At 63.9% G+C, this 11,713-nt stretch carries 10 protein-coding genes and 1 tRNA gene; 4 read left to right on the forward strand and 7 right to left on the reverse strand.

Features of this window, described 5'->3' with window-relative positions:
* Positions 1-60: 60 nt before the first annotated feature.
* Together OEZ49_RS07495 and OEZ49_RS07500 are read right to left on the reverse strand one after the other, a co-directional pair.
* Positions 61-1,281 carry an N-acetylmuramoyl-L-alanine amidase gene (locus OEZ49_RS07495; protein WP_263387718.1) on the reverse strand — a complete coding sequence of 407 codons (1,221 nt, stop codon included), beginning with the start codon at positions 1,279-1,281 and terminating at the stop codon, positions 61-63.
* A gap of 60 nt (positions 1,282-1,341) precedes the next feature.
* Positions 1,342-2,496, reverse strand: coding sequence for a pyridoxal phosphate-dependent aminotransferase (locus tag OEZ49_RS07500; RefSeq protein WP_263387719.1), 1,155 nt, complete (start codon positions 2,494-2,496; stop codon positions 1,342-1,344).
* 22 nt (positions 2,497-2,518) lie between these two features.
* Here OEZ49_RS07500 and OEZ49_RS07505 point away from each other — a divergent pair, with 22 nt between their 5' ends.
* The 3 genes from OEZ49_RS07505 (at position 2,519) to OEZ49_RS07515 (ending at position 4,992) form a co-directional block, all read left to right on the forward strand.
* Positions 2,519-3,868: a M48 family metalloprotease gene (locus OEZ49_RS07505; RefSeq protein WP_263387720.1), complete on the forward strand. Its 1,350-nt coding sequence runs from the start codon at positions 2,519-2,521 to the stop codon at positions 3,866-3,868.
* On the forward strand, positions 3,865-4,623 hold the full coding sequence (locus OEZ49_RS07510) for a DsbA family protein (protein ID WP_397545652.1): 759 nt from the start codon (positions 3,865-3,867) through the stop codon (positions 4,621-4,623). Before OEZ49_RS07505 ends, OEZ49_RS07510 begins: the two co-directional genes overlap by 4 nt.
* 108 nt (positions 4,624-4,731) lie before the next feature.
* On the forward strand, positions 4,732-4,992 hold the full coding sequence (locus OEZ49_RS07515) for a hypothetical protein (RefSeq protein ID WP_263387722.1): 261 nt from the start codon (positions 4,732-4,734) through the stop codon (positions 4,990-4,992).
* Positions 4,993-5,026: 34 nt separating this feature from the next.
* On the opposite strand, the gene ispG is transcribed toward OEZ49_RS07515, so the two are convergent.
* The 3 genes from ispG to hemA all read right to left on the reverse strand — a co-directional run bounded on the left by ispG (position 5,027) and on the right by hemA (position 8,784).
* Positions 5,027-6,154, reverse strand: a complete 1,128-nt coding sequence (gene ispG, locus OEZ49_RS07520) for a flavodoxin-dependent (E)-4-hydroxy-3-methylbut-2-enyl-diphosphate synthase (RefSeq protein ID WP_164127125.1) — start codon at positions 6,152-6,154, stop codon at positions 5,027-5,029.
* Between the two features lie 71 nt (positions 6,155-6,225).
* Positions 6,226-7,431 (reverse strand): helix-turn-helix domain-containing protein, encoded by a 1,206-nt coding sequence (locus tag OEZ49_RS07525; RefSeq protein WP_263387723.1) that lies wholly within the window; start codon positions 7,429-7,431, stop codon positions 6,226-6,228.
* A gap of 129 nt (positions 7,432-7,560) precedes the next feature.
* Positions 7,561-8,784 carry a 5-aminolevulinate synthase gene (gene hemA / locus OEZ49_RS07530; protein WP_317853160.1) on the reverse strand — a complete coding sequence of 408 codons (1,224 nt, stop codon included), beginning with the start codon at positions 8,782-8,784 and terminating at the stop codon, positions 7,561-7,563.
* Positions 8,785-9,096: 312 nt separating this feature from the next.
* On the opposite strand from hemA, the gene OEZ49_RS07535 reads away from it, so the two are divergent.
* Positions 9,097-10,488 carry a M20/M25/M40 family metallo-hydrolase gene (locus OEZ49_RS07535; RefSeq protein WP_263387726.1) on the forward strand — a complete coding sequence of 464 codons (1,392 nt, stop codon included), beginning with the start codon at positions 9,097-9,099 and terminating at the stop codon, positions 10,486-10,488.
* 18 nt (positions 10,489-10,506) lie between these two features.
* Here OEZ49_RS07535 and OEZ49_RS07540 read toward each other — a convergent pair whose 3' ends face one another.
* Both OEZ49_RS07540 and OEZ49_RS07545 read right to left on the reverse strand, forming a co-directional pair.
* Complete coding sequence (locus OEZ49_RS07540) at positions 10,507-11,394, reverse strand: glycosyltransferase family 2 protein (protein ID WP_263387727.1); 888 nt, start codon at positions 11,392-11,394, stop codon at positions 10,507-10,509.
* 115 nt (positions 11,395-11,509) lie between these two features.
* A tRNA-Asp gene (locus OEZ49_RS07545) sits at positions 11,510-11,586 on the reverse strand.
* Positions 11,587-11,713: the final 127 nt, after the last annotated feature.

Raw genomic sequence — 11,713 nt, forward strand, 5'->3', positions numbered from 1 at the left:
GACGTAGGCCCCGTCCCACGGATCGGCAATTCGCACGCGCGCCCCCACAGGTGACAAAGATTACTGCCGCACCAATGCGCGGTTCTCAATATCCATCTTGCGCCAGTTGACCAAACCGTTTCGGATACCGGCCGCCATGGCGGCACGCCATTCCGGATCCTGCAAGTTCTTGAGGTCTCGCGGGCTCGACAGAAATCCGATTTCAACCAGGACCGAGGGGATATCGGCCGCTTTCAGAACGGAAAAGGACGCCCCGCGTAACGGCCGGCGGTTCATCGGTCCGCCCTGCTGGGTCATGCCATCGACCAGCGCCCGGGCCAGCGCCTCGGTGCGCGGCCGGGTCTCCTGTCGGGCGAGATCCAGTAAGACATCCGTCACCCGGTCGTCGGCGTCGCTCAGATCGACACCGGCTAAAAGATCGTCTCGGTCATGCCGCTCGGCCAGCTTGGCCGAGGCGATATCCGATGCCTCTTCGGCCAGAACATGCACGGTTGCCCCATGCGCCAGCCCCTCGCTCAGCGAATCGGCATGCAGCGAGATGAACACATCCGCCCCGGCCTCATGCGCCAACGCGATGCGCCGTTCCAACGAGACGAACACATCCGCATCCCGGGTCAGAACCACTTCGAACCCGCCCGTGCGCAGCAGCAGATCCTGCACCTCACGGGCAAAGCGCAGCATCAGTTCCTTCTCGACAACGCCCTCCACCTCGGCGCCCGGGTCGATACCACCATGTCCGGGATCCAGCACTACCCTCACCGGCGCATCCGGTCCGCGTTCAGGCAACGCCGGCAGTTGCTCCGGCACCGGCAGATCCCAGCGCGGATCATATGGCGCGCCGGCACTGGCCGCATAGGTGGCCTCGTCCACGGGTTTCAGAACAACCCCCAGCCGCGCCCCACCCGTCACCGCATCGACGCTCATCGCTGCCTCGGCCACGGAATACGGCCGCGCCAGTTCCAGCACCATCCGCGACCATCCCGGCACATAGGTCCCGAACTGCGCCGAGACCACCCGGTCTTCGACCAGAAGAGCCTCGGTGCTCAGACCGGTCCAGTCGACCTCCTGAAAATCCAGCACCAGGCGCCGGGGTTCATCCAGCGTGAACAAGCGGAACGGCACCCCCTGGCTCAACGCCAGGTCCAGACGCAGTCCGCCCCGGGACGTCTCTGCAATACGGCTTTCCTCCGGGCGAAGCCGGGCCAGACCGCTGAAGTCCTGGGCCAGCGACGGAACCGCCAGCGCCCAAAACGCCATTATGAGAATGATGATCCTGCTCATGTTCCCGGTCTTTGCGGAGTTGGTGCTGACAATAGCCGCCTATCCCGGCGCTGCAAACGCCTAATCGGCCGGTGCCCGCGCTGCCATGAACTGCGCCAGCCGCGCCAGCCCTTCCTCGATATCCGCCGTGGCCCGCGCATAAGAGAACCTGAGCGTGCCGCCCCCCCGCACAGGGTCGAAATCGAGGCCCGGCGTCACCGCAACGCCTGCCTTGTCCAGAATCTCGGCGGCAAAGTCACGGCTGTCATCGGTCAGGTCCGAGACATCGGCATAGACATAGAACGCCCCATCGGGCGGCGCGATCCGGGTAAACCCGGCCTTTGGCAGCCCCTCAAGCATCAACTTTCGGTTTGTCTTGTAAACCTCCAGATTCGCTTGCAATTCCGGCTCACACTCCAACGCCGCAAGGGCCGCGACCTGGCTGGCATGCGGGGCGCAGATGAACATGTTCTGCGCGATGCGTTCGACCACGCGCACCTGATCCTCGGGCACCACCATCCAGCCCACGCGCCAACCGGTCATCGAGAAGTATTTCGAAAACGAGTTGATCACATAACATTCGTCGGTCAGCTCCAGCGCCGTCACCGCCTTGGCCTCGTATTCCAGGCCATGATAGATCTCGTCGCTGATGAAACTCGCGCCCTGTGCCTGCGCCGCGTCGATCAGCGCGCCCATGGCCGCACGGTCCAGCATCGTACCGCTGGGATTTGCAGGCGAGGCGACCAGCAACCCGGCCAGATCCATGCCCGCAAAGTCGGCGGGCACCGGTTGCAACCGGTTTTCCAGTGCCGTCGGCAGGTCTACCGGAACCAGGCCAAGCGCCCGCAGGATCTGCCGGTACGAGGGATAGCCCGGCGCCCCGATCCCGACCCGGTCGCCGCTGTCGAAGAGCGCGGTAAAGGCAAGCAAAAATCCGCCGGAGGACCCCGGCGTCACCACCACCCGCTCGGGGTTCAGATCGACCCCGTACCAGTCACCGTAAAGCTGCGCGATGCGGCGCCGTAGCGCTGGAATTCCAAGCGAAACGGTATACCCCAAAGCATCCGCTTTCAGAGACTTTTCAAGGGCTTCCATCGCACCCTTGGGTGCGCCCGTACCGGGTTGACCAACCTCCATATGGATGATCCGGCGACCGGCCTCCTCGGCCTTGCGGGCGGCCTCCATGACATCCATCACAATGAAGGGATCGACAGCGGATCGGCTTGAGTTTCTCACGACGTTCTCCCATGGTGCGGCCATGGCTTTTGAACGCGTATTCCGGCTGGCGTCAATCCCGGCCCTTTTTCTGCTGTCCGCGATCTATCTGTTCGCGGCCAGTTCCGCCTCGGCCATCACCCTGCTGCGCGACCCCGATATCGAAAACGGACTCGAGGAGCTTGCCTTTCCCATCCTGCGCGCAGCCGGGCTGAACCCGCGCCGGGTCAAGCTTCTGGTTGTCGATGACAGTTCGCTCAACGCCTTCGTGTTCGACCACAACGCGATCTTCATCCACTCGGGCCTGATCGAAAAGGTCCAGCGCGCCGACGTGTTACAGGCCGTCATCGCGCATGAGGCCGCGCACATTGCCAACGGCCATATCGCCCGCCGCATCGGCAATCTGGAAAACGCGCAAACCCTGTCCAAACTGGGCTTTGCCCTGTCGCTGCTGGCCGCCGCCGCCGGTGGCGGCGACGCCGCGGCGGGGATTGCCGCCGGTACCCAAACCTCCGCCCTCCGCGGATTTCTGAAACATACGCGGGCCGAGGAATCGGCCGCCGACAACTCGGCCGCCAGCTATCTGCGCTGGTCCGACATCCCGCTTCAGGGGCTGGTCGACCTGCACCGCACCTTTGCCGGACAAGAGCTGCTGAGCGTCGAGCGGCAGGATCCCTATATGCAGTCCCACCCGCTGACCCGCGACCGCATCCGCAACGCCGAGGCCTTTCTTGAAGCCTATGGCAACGCGGCCCCTGTCAATCCCAATGCGGAATACTGGTTCGCCCGCGTGCGCGGCAAGATCTCTGCCTTTTCGCGCAGCTCGAAATGGACCCTGGGCCGCGCCGCCGAAGAACAGAACCGCGACATCCGCATGATGCGCGAGGCCATCGCCTGGCACCGTGACCGCAACCTGGCCCGCGCCCGCAGCGCGATTGACGCCGCCATCGCCGAACGGCCCGACGATGCCTATTACGTCGAACTCAAGGGCCAGATCCTGATGGAGCACCGGCAGACACAGGCCGCTGTTGCCACCTATGAACAGGCCGTAGACCTTGCGCCCAACAATGCGCTGATTCTGGCCGGCTATGGCCGGGCACTGCTCAGCGCCGGACAGAACAAGGCGGCGCTTGACGCGTTGGAACGCGCCCGGGCCCGCGACTATCGCGATATCCGCATGTTGCGCGATCTGGCGGTGGCCTACTCCAAGCTCGGCAATGATGGTATGGCATCGGTCGTAACCGCCGAACGCTACGCGCTTCAGGGCCGCCCCGAAGACGCCCTTATTCACGCCAAGCGGGCCGTCGGCGCGCTGCCCACCGGCTCGCCCGGCTGGCAGCGGGCACAGGATGTCCTGCTGGCCTCGGAACGATCTGTAAAAAGGAAAAGATGATGTTTCGCACCCTCGCCACAACGGCGCTTGCCACCACGCTTCTTGCCGGCCCCTCCCAGGCGCTGGATCTCAGCGCCATGTCGCCCGAAGAGCGCGCAGCCTTCGGCGCCCAGGTCCGCGAATACCTGCTGGAAAACCCCGAGGTGATCATCGAGGCGGTCAACATCCTCGAACAGCGCCAGGCTCAGGCAGAGGCGCAGCAGGATGTGCAACTGGTGGCGGTCAATTCTGCCGAGATCTTCAACGACGGCTACTCCTGGGTCGGCGGCAACCCCGAGGGTGACATCACCCTGGTCGAGTTCATGGATTACCGCTGTGGCTATTGCCGCCGCGCCGTCCCCGAGGTTGCAAAACTGTTGCAGGACGACGGCAACATCCGCTTTATCGTCAAGGAATTCCCGATCCTGGGCGATGCATCCGTGCTGGCCTCGCGCTTTGCCATCGCCACCCTGATCGTCGCGGGCGACGACGCCTATGGCCAGATCCACGATGCCTTGATGGAATTCACCGGAGACATCACCGACGTGACACTGGCACGCATTGGTGAGGGTCTGGCGCTGGATGTCGAGGCCATCAAGGCCGAGATGAACAGCGCAGAGGTCACCCGCCGCATTGCCGAGACACGCGCGCTGGCGCAGCGGCTCAACATTTCCGGCACGCCCTCCTTCGTTCTCGAAACCGAGATGCTGCGCGGCTTCCTGCCCGCCGAACAGATGCAACAGGTCGTGGACGCCCTGCGCGACGAGCGCAGCTGACCTCAAAGGGGGCGCGCATCCCGCGCCCCATTTCCGCCGCGAAATGACCTTGCTTTCGGTGGACTTCGTCACCGAGTTGTTAACCATTTTCGCTGTATCTCTGAGGGCATGGAACCGACATCTCTTGCCCCCCTTGCGGGCCTCGCGCCCGCCGCAGGATTCTTTCTGCTCTGGTACATGACTGCGCGCAAACTGCGCGGGTCGCTGCATCACCTCGACCAGCAAACCACGCGCATTCAGGAATTGCGTCGGTCGATGCAAAGCATGGATATCGAACTGGCGATGAAGGACGCGCGGATCGCCCATCTGACACGCGACCTGGTACAGGCGCGCGGCGGCTTGCGCCAACCCTTGTCCCGCACCGGCTGATCGCGCCCAGGGGCGCCCTGCCCGGTGCGTCGCGTTACTCCGCTGCCTCGGCGGCGGAGGCGGCCTCAAGCGCCGCGGCCTTTTTCTCGACCTCCTCGACGATATGGTCGATCATGCGCTCGTTCGACATCTTGTGGCTGGCCTTGCCCGCCAGGTACACCATGCCCGATCCGGCGCCGCCGCCGGTGAATCCCACATCGGTCATCAGCGCCTCGCCCGGCCCGTTCACCACGCAACCGATGATGCTGAGGCTCATTGGTGTCTTGATGTGCTCCAGCCGCTTTTCCAGCGCCTCGACCGTCCGGATCACATCAAACCCCTGCCGCGCGCAACTGGGGCACGAGATGATGTTGACGCCGCGATGGCGCAGCCCCAGCGACTTGAGGATCTCATAGCCGACCTTCACCTCTTCGACCGGATCGGCGCTCAGGCTGACGCGGATCGTGTCGCCGATCCCCATCCACAGCAGGTTCCCCAACCCGATCGCCGATTTGATGGTGCCGCTGACCAGCCCGCCCGCCTCGGTGATGCCGAGGTGAATGGGCGCGTCGGTGGCCTCGGCAATGCCCTGATAGGCGGCAGCCGACAGGAACACGTCGCTGGCCTTCACGCTGATCTTGTACTCGTGGAAATCGTTGTCTTGCAGGATACGGATATGCTCCAGCCCGCTTTCCACCATCGCCTCGGGGCACGGCTCGCCGTATTTCTCCAGCAGGTGCTTTTCCAGGCTTCCGGCATTCACCCCGATCCGAATGGAACAGCCGTGATCGCGCGCGGCCTTGATCACCTCGCGCACCCGATCGGGGCTGCCGATATTGCCGGGGTTGATGCGCAGACAGGCCGCGCCCGCCTCGGCCGCCTCGATCCCCCGGCGATAGTGGAAATGGATATCCGCCACGATCGGCACCGGGCTTTCGCGCACGATCTCGCGCAGGGCCCGCGCGCTGGCTTCGTCCGGGACCGAGACCCGCACGATATCCGCCCCCGCCTCGGCCGCTGCCTGCACCTGGGCCACGGTGGCGGCCACATCGGTGGTCAGCGTGTTGGTCATGGTCTGGACCGAGATCGGCGCATCGCCGCCCACAGGCACGTTGCCCACCATGATCTGGCGCGATTTGCGGCGATAGACATTGCGCCAGGGGCGCACGGGATTGTGGGACATGGGGCCAGCCTTCTGCATCTGGACGCGTTGGCCCCTAGATAGGCCCCTGCGCCAGCGGCGGCAATGGCGGATCAGTCGTTTGCGACCTGTTGCGGCTGTGCGTTCTGCGCCTCAGCCACCAAAAGCTGACGCAGCGCAAAGTTCTGCTCGGCCTCCAGATCGGCTACCTCGAACCGCTCGCCGACGGCATCCATCGACAGCTGGACATTCTTGGTGACGGTGCCCCGCGCGCCTACCGGACCGTAATGTTCGCCATTCATGGCAAAGTAGACCGCGCCCGATTCGCCAACCCGCAGGGTCGGCGGCTCCTCGGTCAGCGGGATTTCATACGTGCTGCCCTGCTCGACCGTGCCCAGGGTGCCTTCGAAAATCACGCTGCCATCGGCGGCGGTGACCCGCATCCAGGCCGGGCTGACGGCGACGATCTTCAGGGTCGGTTCCAGCTCCTCGACCACCTGCGGCAACAGTGCATCTACCGCACGTTGAGTCGCGCTCAGCTGGATCTCGGGCAATTGCGGCGTCACGAACAAGCCGACCGAGTTTGGATCCAGCGATGCGATCGGCGCATCCCGCGCCACCAGCACCGGCACATCCAGGGCCTGCGGCCGATAGAGCCGGTCCAGGGCCTCCACCGTCGGGCCACTCAGTGTTTCGTCCTCGCGCCCGGCACTCTTCAGCGGGTCGAGATCCGTCAGCACCAGCGGCGCCTGATCGACCGGTGCCACCTGAACCTGTTGCACTTCCTTCAGAACCGACCACCCGCCATAGCTGATGGCGCCGATCAGCGCGACCAGCACCAGAACCGACCCGATCGCACGCGGCTCGATCTGCGACAGCATCGATTCCCGGCCAGGGGCAAAGGGTGTGTTCGGCGTGATGAAGGGGTCATTGGAAACGGCGCGGCGCGGCGCGGCGGCCGCCGACGTCCTCTTGACACTCGACGCCTGCGCCGACATGCCATGCGCCACTTCAAAACCGCTTTCGGCACAGAACTTGGCGAAACATTCCTCAGCATCCATGCCGAGATAGCGCGCGTACGAGCGGACATATCCGGCGATGAACCCCGGCGTGTCAAAGGCCGAGGGGTCGCAATTCTCTATCGCGGCAATGTAATTGGCCTTGATACGCAGTTCGCGCTGCACGTCCAGCAGCGACTTGCCCAAGGTGGCGCGCTCGCCCCGCATGGTATCGCCAAGCCGCAACTCAAAGTCGTCAAAGCCTTTAGGTTTTTCAACCTGTGCTTCTTCCGACTTGCGCTGAAACCTGCGCCCGATCATGCCTGTCGCCCCATCGTATCTGCCGAGTGTTATCGGCAGCGCCGGAATCGTTCCCGCAACGATTCGCTCGCGCCTGTTGTTACCTCAACCGTAACACGAGGCAAAGGAATTGGACACCGAAGCGTGAAGTCAGCCCGCCAATTCGGCACGATTCAGCGCACAATGCGCCCAGAGCGCGTCCATCGCATGCACCAGCTTGTCCATCTCGTCCGGCCCGTGCACCGGCGAGGGCGTGAAGCGCAACCGCTCGGTGCCGCGCGGCACGGTGGGAAAGTTGATGGGCTGCACATAGATGCCGAAATCCTCCAGCAACATGTCGCTCAGCTTCTTGGTATGCACCGGATTGCCGACGATCACCGGCACGATATGGCTGCCATGGTCGATCAGCGGCAGGCCCAGCCCCTTGAGCCGCAGCTTCAGGATCCGCGCCTGGGTCTGGTGCTGGTCGCGCAGCTCCTGCGCTACCTTCAGATGCGCGACCGAGGCCGCCGCCCCCGCCGCGACCGCTGGCGGCAGCGAGGTGGTAAAGATAAAGCCCGGCGCATAAGACCTTATCGCATCGCACATTTTCGCGCTGGCGGCGATATATCCGCCCATCACGCCATAGGCCTTGGCAAGGGTGCCGTTGATGATGTCGATCCGGTGCGCCAGCCGGTCCCGCTCGGTCACGCCGCCGCCACGCGGCCCGTACATGCCGACCGCATGCACCTCGTCGATATAGGTCAGCGCGCCGAACTCGTCGGCCAGGTCGCAGATTTCTTCGATGGGTCCGAAATCGCCATCCATCGAATAAACCGATTCAAACGCGATCAGCTTGGGCGCCGCCGGGTCGTCCGCCGCCAGCAACTCGCGCAGATGCGCCACGTCGTTGTGGCGGAAGATACGCTTGGCCCCGCCATTGCGGCGCACACCCTCGATCATCGAGGCGTGGTTGAGCGAATCCGAATAGATGATCAGCCCCGGGAACAGCTTGGGCAGGGTGCTCAGCGTCGCGTCATTGGCGATATAGGCCGAGGTGAACAGCAGCGCCGCTTCCTTGCCATGCAGGTCGGCCAGTTCCGCCTCCAGCCGCTTGTGATAGACCGTTGTGCCCGAGATGTTGCGCGTGCCGCCCGACCCGGCGCCGGTGGCGTCGATGGCCTCGTGCATCGCCTGCAACACGACCGGGTGTTGACCCATTCCCAGATAATCGTTGCCGCACCATACCGTGATCGGCCGCTTGCTGCCATCGGGGCGGGTCCAGACCGCATGGGGAAAGTTGCCCTTTTCCCGCTCGATATCAATAAAGGTCCGGTAGCGGCCTTCGTCATGCAGTTTCTGGATGGCGGCGTCGAGTTGCGCGATATGGTCCACCGGGTCCTCCATAGGTCATCCGGCCCGATGCCGGCAATTCTGGGTTCTGCGCCGCATTCACGGTCTTGAATGCATATCTTTGGCACATCATTTTTTCAACCGCCTACATCCTGCATCAGTGTCGCAGCCTTGATCTGGGTCATATACCGCTGCAATCGGGTTGTCACAACCCGCCCTGCGCCGCTTCGGCTTCACAATGCGGCGCGGGGTGGATGCCGGTGTTTCCGATAGGCGTCGCGCCGCGCCCTCTGGACAGTGCCGGGCGCGCTGCTAGGCTCTCGCGCGAGCAAAAGACCTAGCAAAGGAAACCCCATGTCACTCGACGACGTTCTGGGCCGCATCGACGCGGACCTGCCCACGGCCATCGACCGGCTGATGGAGCTGATCCGCATCCCCTCGATCTCCACCGATCCTGCCTATGCGGCTGAATGCGACCGCGCCGCCGACTGGCTGGTCGCCGATCTGGCCAGCATCGGCATCACCGCTGAAAAGCGTGTCACCCCCGGCCGACCGATGGTGGTGGGCCATATTTCGGCCGACCGCCCGGATGCGCCGCATGTGCTGTTCTACGGCCACTACGACGTACAGCCGGTCGATCCGCTGAACCTGTGGACCAGCCCGCCATTCGAGCCTGTGATCGAGGATACCGCCAACGGCAAGGTGATCCGCGGCCGGGGTTCGTCGGATGACAAGGGCCAGTTGATGACCTTTGTCGAGGCCTGCCGCGCCTGGAAAGCGGTGCATGGTTCCCTGCCCTGCCGGATCACCTTCTTCTTCGAAGGTGAAGAGGAATCGGGCTCGCCCTCGCTGGTGCCCTTCCTCAAGGCGCATGCTGACGAGCTCAAGGCCGACATCGCGCTGGTCTGCGACACCTCGATGGTGGCACGTGGCGTGCCGTCGATCGCGGCGCAGCTGCGCGGCATGCTCAAGGACGAGTTCACCATCGTCGGCCCCCGCATCGACCTGCATTCCGGCCATTACGGCGGCCCCGGCCTGAACCCGCTACGCGAGCTGTCGCGCATCGTCACCTCGTTCTACGACCAGGACACCGGCCGCGTCGCGGTCGAAGGCTTCTACGAAGGCGTGCAAGAGGTCCCCGCCGACCAGCTGCGCCAATGGCAGAACTGCGGCTTTGACGAACAGGATTACCTCACCTCGGTCGGCTATTCGCAGGCGCACGGGGAAAAAGCCTATTCCACCCTGGAACAGCAATGGGCGCGCCCGACGCTCGAGGTCAACGGTCTCTGGGGCGGCTATAACGGCGCCGGATCCAAGACCGTGATCCCCAGCCAGGCCCATTGCAAGATCACCTGCCGCCTGGTCGGCGATCAGGACCCCGACAAGCTGCGTATCGCGATCCGCAAACACGTCGAATCCCGCCTCAGCCCGGACGCCAAGGTGATCTGGGACAACGATCTTGAAGGCTCCAAAGCCTCGGTGATGAACATCGCCCGCCCCGAGATGGAGGCAGCCCGCGCCGCGCTCTCCGACGAATGGGGCCGCGAGGCGGTGTTCACCGGCATGGGCGGCTCGATCCCGGTGGTCGGCTTCTTCAAGTCGATCCTGGGCCTCGATTCGATGCTGGTGGGCTACGCCAACGAAGACGACGCAATCCACTCCCCGAACGAGAAATACGACGTCCAGAGCTTCCACAAGGGCATCCGCTCCTGGGCACGCATCCTCGATGCGCTGACGGCGAAGTAACCGACCGCCGGCCGGGCCTCAGGCCCGGTCGGCCCCGTCAAACCGGTCGGGCAGCTTGTAGAGCTCCTCGTATTCCGGGCGATGGAAATGCCATAAGCCATCGCCGCGCTGTTCCCAGGTGGCGTGCATCACCTGGCGCACATGCTCCAGATCGAAACTCTCATCCACCGGTCGCGCCTCGAAGGCCGAAAACACTTCGTCATCGTTGCGCCCCTCGGCGAACCATTTCGGGTTGGTGCGCACGGCGCCTCCGGCGGCCACCTCCTTCTGCTTCTCGATAAAGGCGTTCCGGCGATTTAGTGTTTCTACATAAAGCCCATAGTCGCAATACTTCATGTGGAACATGTACAGGAACTCGGGCATGTTCAGCTTTTCATATTCGGCATAATGCCCGCCACGCCCGATCTTGCCGGGGCGCGAGACGATACAAGGCTTGGCATAATGGAGCGCCACCTGCGCATGCAGGCGCGGCCCCAGGATACCGCCGCCGATATCCTCCTTTTCCCGGTCGCGCAGATGAACGATCTCCAGCCCCATCGCGGTATAGACCGTCCGCCCCGGCGCCTTGTCCAGCCAGGTGCGCAGGTTCATGCCGGTGGCGGGATCGACCACGACAAATTCGTCCACATCGCAGATCAGCACATGCTTGTACCACTGGCGCAGCGCGTTCTTCAGGTAATTCTTGGTGCGCCAGTGCAGCATGGTGAACTGGCTGGTCTCGATCGCGGGCACCGGAAAGATATTGCAGCCCTGCGCCAGTTCGCGCACCAGCGGCTCGTCCCCGTGACTGATGATATACAGGTTGTTGCGGCCGAAAAGCCCGCCGTAATACTGCACGAACCGCGTTAGGAAATAGGCATCGTCCCGACAGATCGTCAAAACCGCCGTATTCGCATCCACCTTCACCTGAAATACCCCTGCCCGTTTTCCATGCGAATACAGGAAAGCGCGCCGCACCGGCAAGAGGCGGCTGGGCGCAGAGCGGGTATCACCCGGAAATTACATCGAACTTTGGGAGAAGTGGCGCGGTTGACGGGGCTCGAACCCGCGACCCCCGGCGTGACAGGCCGGTACTCTAACCGACTGAGCTACAACCGCGCATCTATGTCGCCCTCCGGGCCGGTCCAGTTCCCCTGGAAAGGTCAGGCAGTGGCGCGGTTGACGGGGCTCGAACCCGCGACCCCCGGCGTGACAGGCCGGTACTCTAACCGACTGAGCTACAACC

It is taken from the genome of Ruegeria marisflavi (assembly GCF_025673445.1).
Lineage (GTDB): Bacteria > Pseudomonadota > Alphaproteobacteria > Rhodobacterales > Rhodobacteraceae > Ruegeria_B > Ruegeria_B marisflavi.